A 19,113-nucleotide genomic window follows, 5' to 3' on the forward strand; every position below is an offset into this window, starting at 1 on the left:
TATAATGACCAATGTCTGCCAAAGCTGCGGAATGCCACTGGACAAAGACCCGGAAGGCGGTGGCAGCAATGCCGATGGTTCGCGCAACAGTACTTATTGTTCGCTTTGCTATAGCAAAGGGCAGTTTTTACACCCACACTTCAACGTCACTGAGATGCAAGAGCACTGCATAGAGCAATTAAAGAACCGTGGGATGCCAACGTTTATGGGTTGGCTATTTACACGCGGTATCCCAAAACTAGCGCGCTGGAATAGCGATGACACAAGCCAAACACGCCATTGAAGAACAATTATCAAGCAGTCTTGGTGTTAAAGATGAGCAGCCGAACATTCTCCTTGCAAACAAGATTGCCGCAACGAAAGACACAGCGGCAATAACGGCACTCGTCAACGTTATTCGTTCAGGGAGAATTGCGGCACGCAGTGATTGCATCAAAGTTTTGTATGAAATCGGCTACCAAAACCCGATGATGATCGCACCGCATATCGACACTTTTTTCTTGTTAACAGAGAATAAAAATAATCGCCTGGTGTGGGGAGCGTTCACGGCCATCAACACATTAACAGGCTTGTGCGCAGATGTTATATTTGAGCGCATTAACACACTCGAAAAAGTGGCAGACAACGCCTCTGTTATTGCGAAAGATCAGATGATCAACATCCTAATATCTCTATCATCTCATGAGCAGTATCAGGATAAAAGCATCACTATGCTCCTCAACCGGATCGCAAAATGTGCTGTCAACCAGCTGCCAATGTACGCCGAAAAGGCGACAGCTTTGGCGCTATCACTAAAGGATGCCTTGGCTTTAATTAAAACTCTGGAGAAGCGGCTGGCTCAAACCATGCCACCCTCAAAGAAGAAACGAGTCAACATGGTTATCGCCAAACTTAAACATACTTATTCACCGGGCTTGTAAGTACGCTCCGCAACAGCTGCAATATCCTCAGGATAGAAATACACCGGACGCAGCTCCCCGCGCGCATAATTGCCAGCTTGGTCTTTAAAGTGCGGTGATGCAGGATCACCGCTTTGGCCGCCTGCCGTGACTGCTTTTGCACGTACTTTTTCACCAAATTCAACGGCAGCAACAAAGCTGTTGCCGTAGCTACCATACATACGCTTGGTATCAGTTTCGCGCACACCAAATGATGCAAGAGACCCCCAAAATGCGGAGGCAAACCCAACAGGAATACTATCTGCCGCATCGCTGTGTGGCTGAACAATATCACCGGTAATGCGCTGGAAGCGGTTAATCTGGCCCCACGGCACTTGCCATGAGCCGAAATCAGCTTCCAGTTTTTTGATAGCACGACCCAATGCCTCAAGGCTCACATCATCTGCAACCGAAGCAATGAAAGCATCCCGATTATAGCGGTCACTGAAACCCGTAACATCAGCGCGCGCCACATCAACAACATCCGTTGCCCAGAAAATTGCCAGCGATGTCGCTACACTATCAACGCGAGCTCCACGGTCCCATGCCTTGAGAAATGTTATCTGTTCTGCATATTCAGCACGGCGCGGATCATCAGCAGAAAGCGCGTCATAATCTTCAAATAGTTTCGGTAGTAGAACATCAAATGCTGCAAGATGCGGGTCATATGCCGCTGCAATCAAGCTATCTATGGTAAAGTCTTTCTTATCCTTGAGCACACGCACAGCATTGATGCCGCGGTAGTTTTCAGGAAAGGTCGCCATATAGGGCGGGAAGTCTTCTGCCTTGGGACTGGCGTCACCAATAACCGAATAAGGCGTATTATTTGTATTTTGCAGCCAGCCATTTTCCGGATTTAAAACGCCCACTGTTTCCTCAACAGTATGCAGACCTTGCCATTCAGTTGCAGGGTTGCTGCCATCAACAGTTTTATTCCAATCAAAACCTGTGTCGCGGCGCGGAATGAAATTACCGTGGAAATAAGCAATGTTACCGCCTTTATCAGCATACACAGTGTTGTTTGATGAATTGGTATGAAAGCGCATAGTCTCCAGAAAATCATCATATCCAGCTGCCTTGGTGCGGAGATATGATTGCGACAAAGCCTTTACGGGTTCATTCATGAGCTTAATACTAATCCATTTATCACCTTCACCAGCAATGATGGGGCCATGATGGCTATGATATGCCGTTACTGTCTTGGACGCTGAACCACCTTCTTCGGTTTTATACGGCAACGTAATTTCAGTTGCTTTCATTTTGCGTTCATCGTCACCGTAGCGGTAATAAACACCATCTTCCCGGCGGGTAATGCTTTCTTCATACCAATCAATGGCATCTGCACCGCTTGATGTGTGCATCCATCCGGCGTTTTCATTGAACCCCTGGTAGATGAAAAACTGACCCCATGTCACAGCGCCGTATGCATTTAAACCTTCATCACTTGTAACCTGCATTTCAGCACGGAAGTAAAATGACGTATGTGGATTAATCAGAAACAGGGCATTGCCCGTTGCACTATTAGAGGGCGCAATTGCAAAACCGTTCGAGCCAGTAGGCTCTTTGATAACAAACCTGGTTTCTGCCAGTGCTGCCACTGGTTCATCGCCGTAGAAGCCCTCTAGGTCTCTCAGGTTAACCCGTTCAATGTCACCGCCAATACTGCCTTCGCTGAACGTAAGGGCCATCCATGGCTCAAAACGCTTGATAACACGTGGCTTAACTTCGGGATGCGTATGCAGATAATAGTTGAGGCCGTCTGCATATGCGTTCATCAGCTTCTGCAGCCATTCCGGGCTGGCAGCATAGTGTGCTTTCATCACACCCGGGTCGATGAACAACTTCATGCGTAAGTCGCGGTATAATGCACTTTCACCTTCTGCTTCCGCCAAGCGGCCCATCGCATTCAGGTAATTCACTTCAATACGGTTGAAATCATCTTCGGCTTGGGCATAGAGCATGCCAAAAACAGCGTCAGCGTCTGTTTTGCCGTATACATGAGGAATACCCCATTTATCGCGTGTAATGGTGACATTCTCCGCTTGCGCCTGCCAGCGCGCAAGGTCGCCGCCACCCGTATTTGCACTTTCTGTATCCGATTGCGAACAAGCCGCTAGTAACAAAACGAAAACAACCGAGAGATACTTCATAACCAACCCCTAAAACCAATGCCCAACTGATTTTATCTTAGGCAGGCACAGCGCCTGTGTAAAGCAGCGCTGTGTTTGATATTTAGTATCTAGAGATTGCTCGCTGACCTGGCAATCCAGTCTTCTACCTGTTCCCGTAGTAACCACATAGGCACCACGCCATTTTTTAAGATAATGGTATGAAACGCCTTAAGGTCAAACTTGGCACCAAGCGCACGCTGTGCCTCAGAACGCAGAGCAAAAATTTCTATAGCCCCGGAATCGTAGCTGGTTAACTGTGCAGGAATTGCTGCAACACGGTCAATCATACGAATGCCGCCTTCACCTTCAAACCGACCGCTTTCACGCAAGAAGGCAAGAGCCTGTTCTTCGCTCCAGCCAAGCACATGAATACCAGAATCTACGACCATGCCGCGCGCAGGCCATGCTCTGCGGGTTATTTTAGCAAAGTCAGTCTCGTAAAGGCCCAGCTCCTCTGTTAACGCCTCCGCATAGCGAGCCCAGCCCTCAATAAAGGCTGAATGACGTGTTAGGCGTTGAATAGGGTGTAATTCAGCTTGGTCTTGTACCAAGGCAATTTGCATATGGTGTCCCGGATATCCTTCATGAACGGATACAATTTCTGCACCACCCTTGCTTTGGCTGGAAAGGCCCGTCGGATCGTAACGAAACACCGCGCTCCTGTCTGTACCGCCTCGCTCATAACGCGCGCTGACACCTGTGCCAGCCAGATAGTCAGGGTACGGCTTCACTTCAATTTTGCCTTTTGGCATTGCCTCAAAAGCAGCAACTGAGCCTGCTTCAACGCGCAAAACCACCGCCTCATAGTAGCTATGCATTTCCTCCAGTGTTTCAAACCGATTGTCTGGATGATCAACATTGCGTTTCAAAATCGCAGCCATGTCATCGAGGCCGTACACTTCTTGACCCAACTCAACAACCTGCGCAGCATAACGGTCAACTGTTTCACGCCCCAAGTCATGCACACCCTGCGCACTACGCTTAATGGTAGTGTACTGACGGTAAAGTGCTTCAAAACATGCAGCACCGTTCGGATTTTCGGAGAGCGCGCGACGGGTGCGTGCTGCAGGCATATACTCTTTGCTCAAAAATTTGCTGTACGTCCGCAGCGCAGGCACAACTTCGCCTTCGATAACGCCTTTGAACAAAGCATGAAATGCTGCATCATCATCGCGGCGCACCACATCATACAGCGGCGATTGATCTTCTGACAATTCGATTAAGCCGTTAACCTGAGCAAGCACACGAGCAACAACAGGCTTAGGCGCGCTGTAACCCTCACTCAACCCTTGCTTTAGGTTTGCGATTTCCTGATGGAAATATCCTGCAATTTTCACCCAGCGCGCAATTGCCTGATCTCTCAATTCTGGTGTGCCAACTGGTTGGTTTTTTGCAATATCACCAAGCCTGGAGTGCATGCCTGCACTCATATGGTTAATATCCCATAGTTCCTGCTTGCAGATACGCACGCCGATATCAGCTTCCAGTTTTTCCTGCATCTGCGCATAAAGAACGCCTGCACGGGTTCCTTTCAATGGCGCATAATCAAGCGCCATCAAAGCACTCAAATAATCATCCTCAGCGGCTTGCCATTGTACAAGAGCATCCGGTGAATTGTCGATTAGGCCATCGTGGCGCTCAAGTGGATAATTAACATAATAGCTTAGTGTCGGACTACGGGACTGCACGCCGCGCAGATAATTGTCAGCAACCTCCATCAATGCTGCATTAAAGTTATCTGTAACACTGTCGCTATATTCTTCAGCAGGCATCTCGCTGCAAGCCACAAGAAACGTACTGAATGTTAAAATACTGATTTTATGTGTGAATGCCGATGACCACTGCATTATTCGCTCTCCCCAAATCGAACCAAGACCATGCTACCTCACCCCATATAGTTCAAGCCAGCTTTTTCAGCCGCCATATGTTTATTACTGCGACGCTAGATATGCCGCTCCTTGCCGCTCAACCATCGCAACCATGTCACCAAGCACCAGGCTCATATCGATTAAGTGCAGCCCCCAACTGACATATAATTCGCCGTTTACGATAAGGTCGCCCGCTATTTCATCTGTACGTGGGTCCGAAGAGTCCGCATTTATCTTCACAGTAAAATACGACGCCTGACCATCTTTAATGCAGCCGCCTTCAAGCAACCCGGGAACTTTGGCAAACGCCGTATTAACAGTGGGGTGCTGCACACTCCATTCAATACCGCCTTCGCTACTGGCCTTCCGCCCAGCAAGTAGCTTTTTGCTAGGGAAATAGCCATCCAGCGATGTAATGCCACCACCTGGTGACGCCGGGTTTACACAGGCAACCTGAAGGGCCGGGTTTTCACTCCAGCCGTACCCGCCAGCACCAACAGGCGGCGCTGTATCTCGGAACGAACTGAAAGCGACCAAACAACCCGTTTCATCTTGTCTACTGCAAAGTGGCATATGCTTGAATGTTTCACCAACCAGTTTGCCCTCAGGCACATAAACATTGGCACCAATAAGGTGGGCCGCAATAATCCGGTCCGCGACAGGCTTGCCCTCAATCTGGCGTTGTATGATGGTACCCAAGCGGTAAGACCCTTGCGAGTGACCAATCAACACAACACCACGACCCTTATTGTAATGCTCCAGATAATAGTTCCATGCCGCGGCAACATCACCGTCGGCAAGGGGCACATAAGAGTCGATTGAGATGCCCGCCGATCGGGCAGCCAAAGCCGTGAGGGTTACCTGTCTGTATATGGGGGCATACACCTTGCACACACTGTTGAAGCGGGCAGCCTGAATTTCCGCAACACCAGTTTCCTGAATGTCTATATCCCAGTCACTGTTGCCGGACAGGTCTGTGGACACAGTAGGGTATACATAAAAGCAATCGAACGGCGCATCAGAATTAGGCGTGAAAGCTTCCAAGGTTGCGGTACCATCAGCACTGATAATTGTTGCTGAAAAGTCGCCAGCGCAAGCATCAGCCCGGCTTGGCAAGCACAACCACTTATCACCATCAGCGTATGTTGCCTCATCTGCCGGTGTATCAGCAAGCCAACCACATCCGGCAAGCATGAAAAAGCATGAAATCAGCGCCATTTTTATACAAGACAACCATTTTCTCCGCTTGGTTAAGGCCCGAGAGTTAACAATAGTTCAGATAAGGCAGCGATCAACATCATGTATTGAACGCGCCAGCGCCATAGTCCCATTACTGCTGTCACGTAATGCGATTAGCCCTGAATAAACGATCTGCCGCCTGCAAGACCTTTAACCGTAATTGATGATTATAGTTAGGACGTTCAGCCAGGAAATTACGCACGGTTTCAACCGCGGATGTACTGCGATGATTTGCCAGCGTTTGACCTGTCCAGCCAATCGGGAAGAAAATATCCCCCGTACGCTGAACCTCTTCGAGTAACTCAAGGCTTGGCAGAATATATTTCTCGGAAACCTCAACCCGCAGTGGATGATGCAGATAACCAAGTGCTGCCAAAACCCAACTTTCTACCGCTCGGTTTTTCTCATCAGCCAAGCTGGCAAAAAACGCATCACGTATAGCCATGTCTGGTGACAATGCTGGCATTAAAAATTCTAACCGTCTACGCGCATCAGGGTTTTGGGTTTGTGATAATTGTTCCGTAAGAACCGCATCTGCAGTATCAGGTGCTTTGATTGCAATCACCGCAGCAAGAGCAATCATTTCACGTTCGGAAAGGCTTATGCCGTCGATGGTCAGCTCACCTGACCAAACCCCGCGCAGCCGCGCAATGCTGTCATTAGACAGTGCCATATTACGGAATCGATTGAGAAACACCTTCCGCGTACTGGCCGGCTTCGCTTGATCGTTTGCACCAAGCCAGAGCAGACCCTCAACACTTTCCACCATTGATGCGCGCGTATCAGCACCCAAAAATGACCAATATACCGTCTCCAACTGACCCAGCAGTGTCCCAAGTAATAATTCATTGTCTTCACGCGCCGCGGCCCACACCAGCAAGGTTGCGTAATCTGCTGGACTGACGTCATCATCGCCTTCCTGCATCTGTTCAAACAAATTAATAAACAGCGATCCTTTTTGCAGATCACTCAGGCGGTCCCAATTGTCGCGCACAAAACCAATGGAAGAAGGAAACAATCCATACCCCATACCATCGGCATTGATGAACAATTCCGAGCGCTCTACACCTGAACCGGTGCCGCTTATCGTATAATCACCTTCTGTAAAGTTAGCATCAATTGACATATCAAGCTGTGTTGCCTGTGTAATACTAAACTGCTGCGGCCAGTGCCTGTTCAAGCCCGCACCGTCATGCTGACGGAGCAATAACTGCTCACCACCTTCATCTACAAATCTAAACGTTGGTCGCCCCGGTGTGTTTACCCACACCTCACTCCACGCCCTCAGGTCATGCGGTGATTTGGCGTCCAATATATCGATAAGGTCAGGCCATGTCGCATTGGCACCAGCAAATTTTGCCAGATACTCTCTCATGCCGGACCGGAAGATGTCTGCGCCCAATAGTGTTTCAAGCTGCCGCATCATGATGGGGGCTTTGTTGTATATTATTGCACCGTACATAGTGCCGGCCTCGTTCAGGTTCGGCAAGTTTTGGCGAATAGGGTTTGCCCCTTCGGTGCGGTCAACGGAATAGGCAGCAGGGTACCGGCTCAGCAGGAAATTAAGATCATGGTCTATGTTGGGAAAATTGGGATTCACAATTTTGGAGGCCATAAAGTTTGCAAAAACTTCTTTGGTCCACACATCATTGAACCAATCCATTGTTACCAGATCGCCAAACCACATATGCGCTGTTTCGTGCGCAATCAGGCTGGCACGGCCTAGCAACTGCGCTTCTGACGGGTCTTCATCATGAAACAAGCTGGAAGAACGATACTGGATTGCACCAACATGCTCCATGCCGCCGTACTGAAAAGCCGGAATGGCCGCAAAGTCAAATTTCTTAAACGGATAATCAATGCCTGTGTAGTCTTCTAGCCATCGCAGCGCATCAGCATGCAACTGGAAAATCGCATCAAGATTGCGGTCAATTTTCGCATCATCGGTTTCACGGTGCAACAGCGTCATCTCACGGCCGCCAACAGTGCGCGTTACCGCCTCAAATTCACCTGCAACAAATGAAAACAGATAGCTGCTCAGAAGGTCAGATTTTTCAAACGAATGGATACGGCGGTCACCTGCATCCAACATAGACTTTACCGGCCCATTGCCAAGCGCCTGCCAACCAGCGGGTAAATCAAGGGTCAGGTCGTAAGTTGCTTTCAAGTTTGGCTGATCAAATACTGGAAAGGCCGTGCGGGCGCGGTCAGGCACAAAAAGCGTATATAAAAAATTAGCAGAACGGTTGAGCGATGTATCTCCTGCAGTAAATTCAATAGTAACTACGTTTTCGCCGGGTCGCAGATAGCTTGCTGGGATGACAAGGTGCTCAAAACGGTGATCTATCGGGGCAGATGCACCGTTAACCACCACACTATTCACGGCGCCTTCTGTCACGCGAAAGTCAAGTTGAAGGTCTTCGGTTATGGCCGCATGTCTGAAGGTTATGGTCTCACTGGCACCAATAGACGCAGCCACATCAGTTGGTATGCGGAAAGTAAGATCATAATTAATAGCTGAAATCGCGGCCTTACGGTGCTCTGCCAGCTCAAGCGACACACCCGGTTCAACCAATACTACATTAGTTTCGCGCACTTCAGTTTCTGTGTTTTCTGTGCATGCTGCCAAAACAAGCGCACACCCCATCAAGCCGTAGCGTATCATTGTGACCACCCTCCCCAAGTGCTTCAATTTGCCAACCAATCAGCCCAATTCGCCAGCATTGCGTATACTCTCTTAGCGTGCACGTTGTAGCGACTCAAGCGAACAAAGTTTATATAGGAACCAAGCTGGTGAAGCATAAAAGTATAAAGGCACTCAAAACACACACGCTAGTCATTGAACTCAAGAAGCTGAACCGCAGACCCTATCTCTATTATGCCTTCTTTCACAACTTCTGCAGTTACACCGCCATGCCCGCGCACAGCATTGAAACCGCCATGACCAAGCGTTTTTTCCATAAAGCTACACGGCGCACACAGACCGCTTATTTTCAAAACAGCATCGCCAATTTTAATAGTGTGCTTTCTCAAGCCTAATAAGTTGATGCCAGAAACAGCAATGTTGCGGCGCAGCAATTCTGGGCCCACATGCTTACAGCCCATAATTGAAGCAATCACTGGCAAGTGTTCCCATTGAACCAATGTAACCGACCGCTTGCCCGGGTTAACACGATAATCCTGATCAAGCCCGTTAAGCTTGATGTGCGCTTTTTGGAGCTGCATCATCTCAACCTTCTTGGCAGGGCGCACACCTATCCATTCGATAATGCCACTCTGCGCATTGTTTTTCATCATTTCATGCATTTTAGACATCAGCGTGCACTCTCCACAATATGAGGTTTTACCCCAGCTAAATTCAATGAGTGCTCAGATTGCAAGCACGTTCAGTGCAATTCCAACTATAATTTACACGAATGGCGCGTAAAACAAAAAAGCCTCCCAAAGGAAGGCTTTTTGTATCTCATTGATTTATCAGTGAGAAAATGGAGCGGGCGATGAGATTCGAACTCACGACCCTAACCTTGGCAAGGTTATGCTCTACCCCTGAGCTACGCCCGCTCAACACGTTCAAGCATTATAAATGCTCGCAGGGGCCAGCGACTATGCCGCTTGCGAGGCGGGATAATAGCCACCCGCGTTTCCTTTGCAACAGTTATTTTTACATTTCATAAAAAATGGCGTAATAGTATGAAAACAAAAGACTTTATAGAAAATATCTGAACAGCCCAGGAAACACAGCGAGCATAAAAAATGGAATCACCTGCAACCGAAGACATGCTTTTTGATTTTTTAGATAGCCACGGCATTGCCCACAAAACCTATCGTCACAAGCCCGTTTTCACCGTTGAAGAAGCACAAAAACAACATCCAAACATGCCCGCAGGCGGCCATAGCAAGAACCTGTTTATCCGTGACAAGAAGAAAAACTACGCACTTGTTGTTGCAGACGAAAACCTCAAGATTGACCTGAAAGCACTGGGTGAAACCATCAATGTGAAACGCCCTTCATTTGCCAGTGCTGAGCGCCTACAGGCATATCTTGGTATTACACCCGGCTCCGTTACACCGTTTGCTTTACTCAACGCCCATAAATTTGCAAAAGACGATCATCCAACAATTACTGTAGCATTAGATCAGAATCTAATGGCACATGACATTATTTACTTTCACCCCCTCCACAACAGCGCCTCAACAGCCATAACACCTGCAGACCTGATCGTTTTTGTCAAAGCATGTGGTTACGAGCCTGTTATTTTCTAATGATAGTCACGGAATAAAGGGAAGCGTGAAAAATCTTTCAAAACGACGCTAGCCGAAAGCTGGTCAACTCATTATGTTACCCGGTAGATAAATTAACTGGCGCATCAGCGCTACAATGGATGAGACCTCATGAACGAAACACTGTCCGGTGGACCTGAAACCACACCGCAGTCTGGCGATAGCCTCATAACAGATACAAACCTGCAAACGTTTTCAGCCGATGTCATCGAGGCGTCCATGAAACGCCCTGTCATTGTTGACTTTTGGGCAGAATGGTGTGGCCCCTGCAAACAGTTGATGCCCGCCCTCGAAGCCGCCGTTAAGTCAGCTGGTGGTGCTGTGGCGCTGGCAAAGGTAAACGCAGATGAAAATCAGGCGCTTTGTGGCCAGATGCAAGTGCAAAGCCTGCCAACCGTTCTCGCTTTTTGGCAAGGACAGCCTGTTGATGGTTTTCAAGGCGCGGTACCACCATCACAAATACAGGCTTTCATTGATAAACTTGTTGCACAAGCTGGCAGCGGTGCAGGGGACGACCCTGTAGTGGCGGCAATGGAACAAGCAGACGCACTGTTTGAAGCAGGCGACACGGGACAAGCTGCACAAATTTATCAGCAAGTACTCGGTCACATACCTGACCATACGGGTGCTATCGTCGGCATGGCTGATGCTGCATTAAAGCTGGATGATCTTGATAAGGTTGGCGAAATCCTGGCCATGCTGCCAGAGGGGGCTAACCTTGAGGAAGCGGTACAGGCACGCTTCACCAAGATTAAAACCAACCTTGAACTTGCAGAGCAAGCGGCAAACGCGGGCGATACAGCACCTCTTATTGCTGCGATTGAAGCCGACCCGCTAGACCATCAGGCGCGTTTTGACCTTGCGTTGGCGCATCAAGCCGCAGGAGACCTGCCTGCCGCAGCCGAGTCGCTACTCGCAAGCATTATACGTGACCGCAGTTGGAATGACGAAGCGGCGCGCGCGCAGTTGGTTAAACTGTTTGAAGCAGCAGGACCAACAGATCCGTTCACATTAAAATACCGCCGACGCCTATCGTCTGTTTTATTTAGTTAGTCTGCACGATGGTGGAAAAAAAGTCAGAAACCATAACGCTACCACCGGTCATCCCGGTTTTTCCGCTTAACGGTGTCATTCTCATTCCGGGAAGCAACTTACCGCTAAACATTTTTGAGCCACGATACCTGCAAATGGTGCGGGACGCCGCCACATCAAACAATCTTATTGGCATGATTCAGCCAAAAAGCGACGACCCAACCCCTGACTTATATGATGTGGGAGCGGTTGGTAAAATTGAAGATTTCACCGAGGTAGACGAAAATCGTTTTTCAATCCGGTTGCGTGGGCTTGCGCGTTTTAGTGTTATTGAAGAGCTAAGCGCAACGACACCATACAGGCAGGTCGCTGCTGATTGGCATTTATTTTCTGATATGAATGCAGCACCTGAAGAGGCCATTTTACCTCGGCGAGAACTGCTGGCAACACTGTCAGACTATCTTGATTTTCGCGGCCTCGACGCTGACTTTGAAGCCATTGCCGAAGCGCCGGACGATGTACTGGTCAACACATTATCAATGGTTGTTCCCTTTGACGCACCTGAAAAACAAGCCCTGCTTGAAGCACGCAGCATTGCCGGACGCGCACAAACACTGCAAACCCTGCTTGCCATGGCCTTAATCGATGTAACCAGCGACACACCAACAAACCTGCATTAACCTGCGCCGAGAAACAATATGTCCCAACACCCATTAAACCGCACCGACCCAAAGCTACTTGAGATACTTGTATGCCCCGTTACACGGGGAACGTTGTCTTATGATGCCGACGCACAGGAGTTAATCAGCGAAAAGGCCGGGCTCGCGTTTCCTATCCGCGACGGTATTCCTATCTTGCTTGAAGATGAGGCGCGAAGCCTCGAAGATTAAGCGTGTTAGTTGTTTGAAAACTGACGATCCAGCATTGGTCCAAGCGGTACACCACCAAAGATATGAATATGCAGGTGCGGCACTTCTTGGTGCGCATGAGCGCCCGCATTCGCCAAGGTGCGATAGCCAGGCTCCACCAGACCCAATTCTTTCGCAACAGTACCTACCGCGCGAAAAAAGCCAGTAATCAATTCATCTGGCGCATCCGCAGTGAAATCCGCCATCGACACATACTCACCTTTCGGGATCACAAGCACATGAACAGGCGCTTGCGGGTTGATATCATGAAAGGCGAGGGCGTATTCGTCCTCATAAACCTTGTTGCACGGTATTTCCCCGCGTAAAATTTTGGCAAATATATTGTTCGGGTCGTAAGTCATGCGTCACCTTTTCATAGCGAAAATATTCTCACGTCAGCACTAGATTATTAGAGTATGAATTTCGATAAATCATTGTTCTTCGTGAGCTCACCGATGTGTTCCTGCACAAATTCAGCGTCAACAGCAACTGTCGTACCTGCTTTGTCGCTTGCAGTGAAAGAAATTTCCTCCAGCACTTTTTCAAGCACCGTATGCAAGCGGCGAGCACCAATGTTTTCAACAGTTTCATTAAACTGTGCCGAGACTTTTGCAATTTCATTGATCCCGTCTTCCGTGAAATCAAGTGTCACATCCTCGGTTTTCATCAACGCTACATATTGCCGAATGAGGCTATAGTCAGGTTCCGTTAAAATACGGCGAAAATCTTCTTCTGTCAGGTCACGTAACTCAACCCGAATAGGTAACCGACCTTGCAATTCCGGCAACAAATCAGACGGTTTCGCCAAATGGAAAGCGCCGGAAGCAATGAAGAGAATATGGTCAGTTTTAATTGCACCATATTTAGTGGATACCGTAGTACCTTCAATAAGGGGTAGCAAATCGCGCTGCACACCTTCGCGGCTCACATCACCGCCGCGCGCATCTTGGCGGGCACAAATTTTGTCAACTTCATCAAGAAAAACAATACCATCCTGTTCAACAAGCGCGATGGCCTCACGCGTAGATGCTTCATCATCAACCAGTTTGTCAGCTTCTTCAGCCATCAGGATTTCATACGCTTCTGAAACCGACAGCTTCTTTTTGACCATTTTGTTACCCATGGCCTTGCCGAACATATCGCCTAAATTAATCATCCCCATGCTGGCACCCGGCATACCTGGAATATCGAACTGAGGCATACCGGCAGGGGTTTCAGCGACATCAAGCTCGATCTCTTTGTCGGAAAGCTCCCCCTCGCGCAGCATTTTGCGGAACTTTTGGCGTGTTGCATCAGCAGCACCTTCGCCTACAAGCGCATCAATAACGCGGTCTTCCGCATGCAGTTCAGCCTTCGCGGTTACCTCCTTGCGCTTCTTTTCTTTAACCATCAGGATCGCGGTTTCAATCAGATCACGAACAATCTGTTCCACATCGCGGCCCACATAACCAACTTCCGTGAATTTAGTTGCTTCAACTTTAATAAACGGCGCTTGGGCAAGCTTGGCAAGCCGGCGTGATATCTCGGTTTTACCAACACCCGTTGGACCAACCATTAAAATATTCTTCGGCAACACCTCATCGCGCAAATCGCCTTCGAGCTGCTGGCGGCGCCACCGGTTGCGCAAAGCAACCGCAACGGCGCGCTTGGCATCTGACTGTCCAATGATATAACGATCAAGTTCCGATACGATTTCACGCGGTGAAAAACTGGTCATAAGATACTCCTGGCTGACTCTAAACTAAGCTTTGACTTCAGCATTGATTTCACGCGCATCAAGGCTTTCGAAAACAATATTATCGTTGGTGTAAACACATATATCACTGGCAATCTTCATTGCCTTCTCGGCAATTTCTTCTGCCGGAATGCTTTGATCATACAGCGCACGCGCAGCGGCTAACGCAAAATTACCACCTGAGCCTATAGCAACAACACCGTGTTCCGGCTCGATCACATCACCATTTCCGGTCACAACAAGACTGGTTTCACTATCAACCACAATTAGCATAGCCTGCAATTGGCGCAGATATTTGTCAGTTCGCCAATCCTTCGCCAGTTCGACACATGCGCGCGCCAACTGGCCAGGGTATCGCTCTAGCTTGGCTTCCAGTCGTTCGAAAAGCGTAAAGGCATCTGCTGTCGCGCCTGCAAACCCGGCAATGACTTTGCCACCGCCTAGCTTACGGATTTTACGTGCATTTGATTTCATTACGGTATCACCCGCGGAAACCTGACCATCACCTGCGATAACAACCTTGTCACCTTTGCGTACACTACAGATCGTAGTCATAAGATGCTTTTCCTCTTTACTGTCTCGTTATGTTTCGATGCTTGCATATATGGGCGCCCCCTGCTTGTTGCAAGCAACTGTGTTAAAAAGCATCGAAATCACGTAAATTTAACCGACATAGTGCAAAAATTTGCTCGCGAAGGGTGAAAAACTTGCGTATGAGCATGGGCAACCGCTGATACAGGGCATATCGACAGTGATAGTGTCCTACAAAGGAGTGACCGATATGCGTACGGCCAGCATAGAGAGAAAAACCAAAGAAACACAAATTTCTGTTGAGTTAAGTCTTGATGGAAACGGTGTTTATGATGTCGAAACTGGCATTGGTTTTCTAGACCATATGCTTGAGCAGCTATCACGCCACTCTTTGATGGACCTGAAAGTCAGGGCAGTCGGAGACCTACACATTGACGGGCACCACACAACAGAAGATTGCGGTATTGTAATTGGTCTCGCGGTAAAAAAGGCGCTGGGCGAAATGAAAGGCATTACGCGTTATGCAAATGCCTATATTCCAATGGATGAAACGCTTTCCCGCGCAGCAATGGATATTTCCGGGCGCCCATTTCTTGTGTGGAACGTAAAGTTTCCACGCGAAAAAATTGGTGACATGGATACGGAACTGTTCGAAGAATTTTTCCGCGCATTTGCCTTTGCCACTGGTATGACTCTACATGTAGAAAACCTATACGGTGTAAACAGCCATCATATTATTGAAAGCTGCTTCAAGGCGACAGCACGCGCCTTGCGCGACGCCACAACAATTGACCCGCGCAAGGCAGATGCTATTCCATCCACAAAAGGCACGCTTGGCGGCAGCCTCTAGACTATTACTTTATCGTTCAGGAGCATAACATGAGCGAAACTCTCGCGATTGTTGATTATGGTTCAGGCAACTTAAGGTCTGCTGAAAAAGCGTTTGCACGCGCTGCTAGTGAGGCCAGCCTCAACACAAAGATCATTGTTACCTCATCACCTGACATTGTAAAAAACGCAGACCGGGTTGTGCTGCCGGGCGTTGGGGCCTTTGCTGATTGCAGAGCCGGGCTGCTTGCCATTGATGGTATGTACGAAGCATTAACCGACACTGTCATTAATAAAGCACATCCATTTTTGGGTATTTGTGTTGGCATGCAGCTAATGGCCACACACGGTCTGGAACACGGCACACACAAGGGCTTTGGCTGGATCGAGGGCGACGTGAAACCAATGGCACCAAACGAGCCTTCGCTTAAAATTCCTCACATGGGCTGGAACACGCTGTCCCTGACAGAAGCTGGCAAAAATCATCCTGTTTTATGTGTTCTGGAACCTGATGATCATACCTATTTTGTCCATAGTTTTCATATGGAACTATTCGACAAAAGTACTTTGCTTGCCACAGCAGACTACGGCGGCCCGATCACGGCTGTTGTTGGGCGCAACAATATGGTCGGCACACAATTTCATCCTGAAAAAAGTCAGGCTGTAGGCCTCAAACTTATCACCGCCTTTCTGGAGTGGCAGCCATGATTACCCTGTACCCCGCAATTGACCTTAAAGACGGCAACTGTGTCCGCCTTTTCAAAGGCGACATGAACGAAGCAACGGTTTTTAGCGACAATCCGGCAGCACAAGCAAAGGCCTTCACTGATGCCGGTTGCAAATGGTTACATATTGTAGACCTAAACGGTGCTTTCGCAGGCGAACCCGTGAACGCTGCAGCTGTAGAAGGGATTCTGGCAAACGTTGATGTACCGGTACAGCTAGGCGGCGGCATTCGCGATATTGCAACTATGGAACGCTGGCTGGACAAAGGCTTGTCGCGCCTTATTCTTGGAACACTCGCGGTGAAAAACCCTGTTCTTGTCAAAGAGGCTTGTGCATTGTTTCCCGGTAAAATCGCTGTTGGTATTGACGCTCTTGGCGGCAAAGTTGCCGTTGAGGGTTGGGCTGAAGCCAGCACACTTGGTGTTGTTGAGCTAGCACAAAAATTTGAGGATGCCGGAGTTGCAGCTATTATTCACACGGATATAGACAGAGATGGCACGCTGGCCGGCGTTAACGCTGACGCCTCTTCCGAGCTTGCCTCTGCAATCTCAATCCCTGTAATCGCGTCGGGCGGCGTTAAAGACCTGAGCGATATTCAGCGTGTCGCAGATACTGGCAATCTGGAAGGTGTTATAACAGGCCGCGCTATATATGATGGCGGCATGGATCTGCAAGCCGCGCTCAAAATAGCAGCAGGAGCTTAGGTGTGCTGAAATCTCGCATTATCCCCTGCCTTGATGTGAAGGATGGGCGCGTCGTTAAAGGCGTTAACTTTGTCGACCTTATCGATGCTGGCGACCCCGTGGAGCAAGCCCGCGTTTATGATGCAGCAGGCGCAGACGAACTGACCTTTCTGGATATCACCGCTAGCTCTGACAAACGAGACATTCTGCTAGATGTGGTGCAACGTACCGCCGAGCAGTGCTTTATGCCGCTGACCGTTGGCGGCGGCGTGCGCGGCGCTGATGATGTGCGCAAACTTTTACTTGCCGGGGCGGATAAAGTGTCCTTGATGACTGCGGCTGTGAACAATCCCGCAATCATTGGTGAGCTGTCCAACAAATTTGGCGCGCAGTGCATTGTCGTTGCTATTGACGCAAAACAAGTCAGCGCAGGGAAGTGGGAAGTGTTTACACATGGCGGTCGGACAGCCACCGGCCTTGATGCCATTGAATATGCAAAAGAAGCGGCCCGCCTCGGCGCTGGTGAAATTCTGCTAACCAGCATGGACCGTGACGGCACGCGCGCTGGTTTTGACCTAACATTAACCCGCACCATTGCTGACAGTGTTTCTGTCCCCGTCATTGCATCTGGCGGTGTTGGCACGCTTGACCATTTGGTAGAAGGCGTCAAAGAAGGTCATGCTTCTGCCGTATTAGCGGCTTCTATTTTCCATTTTGGTGATTATTCTATTGCGCAAGCCAAAGCCCACATGAAAAATGCAGGCATCAATGTACGGGAAACCACATAATGGATACCAAAACAGTTGAAACCTTAACCACGCTGGCCGCAACACTGCATGCACGCAAGCAGGCCGGTACTGGTGAGAGCTATGTGGCAAGCCTTTATAACAAAGGCGCAAAAAAGATTGCACAGAAGGTCGGTGAAGAAGCGGTTGAAACAGCAATGGCTGTCGCGGCTGATAACAATGAAGAGATCATTACTGAGTCTGCAGACTTACTGTTCCACTTGATGGTTTTGCTTGAAGCACGAGGGCTATCGCTTAATGACGTTGCCGCGGAATTAGCCAAGCGTGAAGGCACATCCGGCCTTACCGAGAAAGCAAACCGTAGTTAATGGTTAATGTGGGAGAGAGCCATCCCTATATTTGATAGAACTATATTAATTGCTTTCGGCCTTGGGATTGGCCTTACGAATACTGTTTCAAGTCAACCACTTGAGCTAATGTTACCAATTGATTGTACGTTGGGCGAAACATGCTGGATAGCGCGGTATATGGACCGAGCATCCGGTAAGAATAAAGCTGATTACAGAGCCGGACCACAAACTCAAGACAAACACAAAGGGACAGATTTTGCTGTTCAAGACATGGGCGCAATGGAGCGCGGCATAAACGCATTAGCGGCAGCAGACGGCATAATACTCAGGAAACGAGACAATATGCCGGACACAGCCGTGAACGGCGTAAACAAGAAAGAAATTGAAGGCAAAGAATGCGGCAACGCTCTCATTGTTGAACATATGGGGGGATGGCAAACACAATATTGCCACCTGAAGCAAGGCAGCATCACAGTAAAGATTGGTGATAGTGTCAATGCTGGCAGCCCATTGGCACAAGTGGGGTTATCCGGCCTGACCGAGTTTCCTCATTTACACTTCATGGTGCGCCAAATGCGCACGTCGCAATCCTCTTTGGATATTGATCCGTTTGACGGCGGTGTTTTTGAAACACCACCTTCTGGGGGTATTCAGAATGACAGCCTCTGGCAGGCGCTGCCTAAATATTCTGAAACAGTTATGTTGCCACCACTGATCACAACCACGAGAACCAATCGCCGTACTATGTGGCAAGCACAAAAGTCCATTGATGCAACAACTGCTGAAGCGTTGATCATACAGGCTCGCGGGTTTCATACCCGCAAGGGAGATGAGTGGCGCTTTTCCCTTATTATGCCAGACGGCAAGACCCGAACGTTAAAAACCATAGTCCAGGCGAGAAACCGTCAGCTTATTCAAGCTTACGCTGGCATCAAAAAGCCCGCCAAAGATTTCATGCCGGGCGTTTGGTCCGGTGAAGTCAAACTTGTACGTGACGGGAAAGTTCTGGATAGCAGGTCGAGCACCGTAAACGTTACTCGATCCACAGATTGATCAAGAGAGCGCCAAAGGTAACAC

20 protein-coding genes and 1 tRNA gene are annotated in these 19,113 nt (G+C 48.9%); 12 read left to right on the forward strand and 9 right to left on the reverse strand.

Going from position 1 to position 19,113, the window contains the following annotated elements; translation table 11 throughout:
* Positions 1–4 precede the first annotated feature (4 nt).
* Both OEU88_RS01710 and OEU88_RS01715 read left to right on the forward strand, forming a co-directional pair.
* Complete coding sequence (locus tag OEU88_RS01710) at positions 5–283, forward strand: zinc ribbon domain-containing protein (protein WP_262693372.1); 279 nt, start codon at positions 5–7, stop codon at positions 281–283.
* Positions 258–920: a hypothetical protein gene (locus OEU88_RS01715; protein ID WP_262693373.1), complete on the forward strand. Its 663-nt coding sequence runs from the start codon at positions 258–260 to the stop codon at positions 918–920. Before OEU88_RS01710 ends, OEU88_RS01715 begins: the two co-directional genes overlap by 26 nt.
* Here the strand turns inward: OEU88_RS01715 and OEU88_RS01720 are convergent.
* From OEU88_RS01720 to OEU88_RS01745, 6 genes are all read right to left on the reverse strand, one after another.
* A complete protein-coding gene (locus OEU88_RS01720) occupies positions 902–3,088 on the reverse strand; it encodes an acylase (RefSeq protein WP_262693374.1) in 2,187 nt (728 codons plus the stop codon). The genes OEU88_RS01715 and OEU88_RS01720 overlap by 19 nt on opposite strands.
* A gap of 89 nt (positions 3,089–3,177) precedes the next feature.
* Entirely contained in the window at positions 3,178–4,956 is a 1,779-nt protein-coding gene (locus OEU88_RS01725) for a DUF885 domain-containing protein (protein ID WP_262693375.1), read from the reverse strand.
* 84 nt (positions 4,957–5,040) lie between these two features.
* A complete protein-coding gene (locus OEU88_RS01730; protein ID WP_262693376.1) occupies positions 5,041–6,210 on the reverse strand; it encodes a DUF3089 domain-containing protein in 1,170 nt (389 codons plus the stop codon).
* Between the two features lie 106 nt (positions 6,211–6,316).
* On the reverse strand, positions 6,317–8,881 hold the full coding sequence (locus OEU88_RS01735; protein ID WP_262693377.1) for a M1 family metallopeptidase: 2,565 nt from the start codon (positions 8,879–8,881) through the stop codon (positions 6,317–6,319).
* A gap of 167 nt (positions 8,882–9,048) precedes the next feature.
* A complete protein-coding gene (locus tag OEU88_RS01740; RefSeq protein ID WP_262693378.1) occupies positions 9,049–9,531 on the reverse strand; it encodes an MOSC domain-containing protein in 483 nt (160 codons plus the stop codon).
* Between the two features lie 171 nt (positions 9,532–9,702).
* Positions 9,703–9,777 (reverse strand) — tRNA-Gly (locus OEU88_RS01745).
* Positions 9,778–9,969: 192 nt separating this feature from the next.
* Between OEU88_RS01745 and OEU88_RS01750 the strand changes: the two genes are divergently transcribed.
* The 4 genes from OEU88_RS01750 (at position 9,970) to OEU88_RS01770 (ending at position 12,419) form a co-directional block, all read left to right on the forward strand.
* Positions 9,970–10,479 (forward strand): prolyl-tRNA synthetase associated domain-containing protein, encoded by a 510-nt coding sequence (locus tag OEU88_RS01750; RefSeq protein WP_262693379.1) that lies wholly within the window; start codon positions 9,970–9,972, stop codon positions 10,477–10,479.
* Between the two features lie 129 nt (positions 10,480–10,608).
* Positions 10,609–11,550 carry a tetratricopeptide repeat protein gene (locus tag OEU88_RS17655; RefSeq protein ID WP_394805202.1) on the forward strand — a complete coding sequence of 314 codons (942 nt, stop codon included), beginning with the start codon at positions 10,609–10,611 and terminating at the stop codon, positions 11,548–11,550.
* 8 nt (positions 11,551–11,558) lie between these two features.
* Positions 11,559–12,209, forward strand: coding sequence for an LON peptidase substrate-binding domain-containing protein (locus tag OEU88_RS01765; RefSeq protein ID WP_262693380.1), 651 nt, complete (start codon positions 11,559–11,561; stop codon positions 12,207–12,209).
* Between the two features lie 18 nt (positions 12,210–12,227).
* Entirely contained in the window at positions 12,228–12,419 is a 192-nt protein-coding gene (locus OEU88_RS01770) for a Trm112 family protein (protein WP_262693381.1), read from the forward strand.
* Positions 12,420–12,424: 5 nt separating this feature from the next.
* On the opposite strand, the gene OEU88_RS01775 is transcribed toward OEU88_RS01770, so the two are convergent.
* Genes OEU88_RS01775 through hslV form a run of 3 tightly spaced genes read right to left on the reverse strand, consistent with a single transcriptional unit; the run spans position 12,425 to position 14,727 of the window.
* Positions 12,425–12,799 (reverse strand): histidine triad nucleotide-binding protein, encoded by a 375-nt coding sequence (locus tag OEU88_RS01775; RefSeq protein WP_262693382.1) that lies wholly within the window; start codon positions 12,797–12,799, stop codon positions 12,425–12,427.
* Between the two features lie 47 nt (positions 12,800–12,846).
* Positions 12,847–14,154 carry an ATP-dependent protease ATPase subunit HslU gene (hslU, locus tag OEU88_RS01780; protein ID WP_262693383.1) on the reverse strand — a complete coding sequence of 436 codons (1,308 nt, stop codon included), beginning with the start codon at positions 14,152–14,154 and terminating at the stop codon, positions 12,847–12,849.
* A gap of 24 nt (positions 14,155–14,178) precedes the next feature.
* The gene (gene hslV / locus OEU88_RS01785) at positions 14,179–14,727 is read right to left on the reverse strand and encodes an ATP-dependent protease subunit HslV (protein ID WP_262693384.1); all 549 of its coding nucleotides are present in this window, start codon (positions 14,725–14,727) and stop codon (positions 14,179–14,181) included.
* 226 nt (positions 14,728–14,953) lie between these two features.
* On the opposite strand from hslV, the gene hisB reads away from it, so the two are divergent.
* The 6 genes from hisB to OEU88_RS01815 all read left to right on the forward strand — a co-directional run bounded on the left by hisB (position 14,954) and on the right by OEU88_RS01815 (position 19,089).
* A complete protein-coding gene (gene hisB / locus OEU88_RS01790) occupies positions 14,954–15,553 on the forward strand; it encodes an imidazoleglycerol-phosphate dehydratase HisB (RefSeq protein ID WP_262693385.1) in 600 nt (199 codons plus the stop codon).
* Between the two features lie 29 nt (positions 15,554–15,582).
* Positions 15,583–16,239 carry an imidazole glycerol phosphate synthase subunit HisH gene (gene hisH, locus OEU88_RS01795; RefSeq protein WP_262693386.1) on the forward strand — a complete coding sequence of 219 codons (657 nt, stop codon included), beginning with the start codon at positions 15,583–15,585 and terminating at the stop codon, positions 16,237–16,239.
* Positions 16,239–16,961 carry a 1-(5-phosphoribosyl)-5-[(5-phosphoribosylamino)methylideneamino]imidazole-4-carboxamide isomerase gene (hisA, locus tag OEU88_RS01800; RefSeq protein ID WP_394805219.1) on the forward strand — a complete coding sequence of 241 codons (723 nt, stop codon included), beginning with the start codon at positions 16,239–16,241 and terminating at the stop codon, positions 16,959–16,961. Before hisH ends, hisA begins: the two co-directional genes overlap by 1 nt.
* 2 nt (positions 16,962–16,963) lie before the next feature.
* The gene (hisF, locus tag OEU88_RS01805) at positions 16,964–17,728 is read left to right on the forward strand and encodes an imidazole glycerol phosphate synthase subunit HisF (protein WP_262693388.1); all 765 of its coding nucleotides are present in this window, start codon (positions 16,964–16,966) and stop codon (positions 17,726–17,728) included.
* Positions 17,728–18,054 (forward strand): phosphoribosyl-ATP diphosphatase, encoded by a 327-nt coding sequence (locus OEU88_RS01810; RefSeq protein ID WP_262693389.1) that lies wholly within the window; start codon positions 17,728–17,730, stop codon positions 18,052–18,054. Before hisF ends, OEU88_RS01810 begins: the two co-directional genes overlap by 1 nt.
* A 159-nt stretch (positions 18,055–18,213) precedes the next feature.
* On the forward strand, positions 18,214–19,089 hold the full coding sequence (locus tag OEU88_RS01815; RefSeq protein ID WP_262693390.1) for a M23 family metallopeptidase: 876 nt from the start codon (positions 18,214–18,216) through the stop codon (positions 19,087–19,089).
* Positions 19,090–19,113: the final 24 nt, after the last annotated feature.

Origin of the sequence: Kordiimonas aquimaris, from assembly GCF_025574485.1 — a bacterium.
Lineage (GTDB): Bacteria > Pseudomonadota > Alphaproteobacteria > Sphingomonadales > Kordiimonadaceae > Kordiimonas > Kordiimonas aquimaris.

Bases quoted from the DNA above. Each gene is read 5' to 3' on its own strand.
- OEU88_RS01750 (WP_262693379.1), top strand. From the start codon at position 9,970: ATGGAATCACCTGCAACCGAAGACATGCTTTTTGATTTTTTAGATAGC.
- OEU88_RS01720 (WP_262693374.1), bottom strand. From the start codon at position 3,088: ATGAAGTATCTCTCGGTTGTTTTCGTTTTGTTACTAGCGGCTTGTTCG.
- hslV (WP_262693384.1), bottom strand. From the start codon at position 14,727: ATGACTACGATCTGTAGTGTACGCAAAGGTGACAAGGTTGTTATCGCA.
- OEU88_RS01810 (WP_262693389.1), top strand. From the start codon at position 17,728: ATGGATACCAAAACAGTTGAAACCTTAACCACGCTGGCCGCAACACTG.
- OEU88_RS01815 (WP_262693390.1), top strand. From the start codon at position 18,214: ATGGACCGAGCATCCGGTAAGAATAAAGCTGATTACAGAGCCGGACCA.
- OEU88_RS01735 (WP_262693377.1), bottom strand. From the start codon at position 8,881: ATGATACGCTACGGCTTGATGGGGTGTGCGCTTGTTTTGGCAGCATGC.
- hisH (WP_262693386.1), top strand. From the start codon at position 15,583: ATGAGCGAAACTCTCGCGATTGTTGATTATGGTTCAGGCAACTTAAGG.
- OEU88_RS17655 (WP_394805202.1), top strand. From the start codon at position 10,609: ATGAACGAAACACTGTCCGGTGGACCTGAAACCACACCGCAGTCTGGC.
- OEU88_RS01770 (WP_262693381.1), top strand. From the start codon at position 12,228: ATGTCCCAACACCCATTAAACCGCACCGACCCAAAGCTACTTGAGATA.
- OEU88_RS01725 (WP_262693375.1), bottom strand. From the start codon at position 4,956: ATGCAGTGGTCATCGGCATTCACACATAAAATCAGTATTTTAACATTC.
- hslU (WP_262693383.1), bottom strand. From the start codon at position 14,154: ATGACCAGTTTTTCACCGCGTGAAATCGTATCGGAACTTGATCGTTAT.
- OEU88_RS01765 (WP_262693380.1), top strand. From the start codon at position 11,559: ATGGTGGAAAAAAAGTCAGAAACCATAACGCTACCACCGGTCATCCCG.
- OEU88_RS01740 (WP_262693378.1), bottom strand. From the start codon at position 9,531: ATGTCTAAAATGCATGAAATGATGAAAAACAATGCGCAGAGTGGCATT.
- OEU88_RS01715 (WP_262693373.1), top strand. From the start codon at position 258: ATGACACAAGCCAAACACGCCATTGAAGAACAATTATCAAGCAGTCTT.
- OEU88_RS01775 (WP_262693382.1), bottom strand. From the start codon at position 12,799: ATGACTTACGACCCGAACAATATATTTGCCAAAATTTTACGCGGGGAA.
- OEU88_RS01710 (WP_262693372.1), top strand. From the start codon at position 5: ATGACCAATGTCTGCCAAAGCTGCGGAATGCCACTGGACAAAGACCCG.
- hisB (WP_262693385.1), top strand. From the start codon at position 14,954: ATGCGTACGGCCAGCATAGAGAGAAAAACCAAAGAAACACAAATTTCT.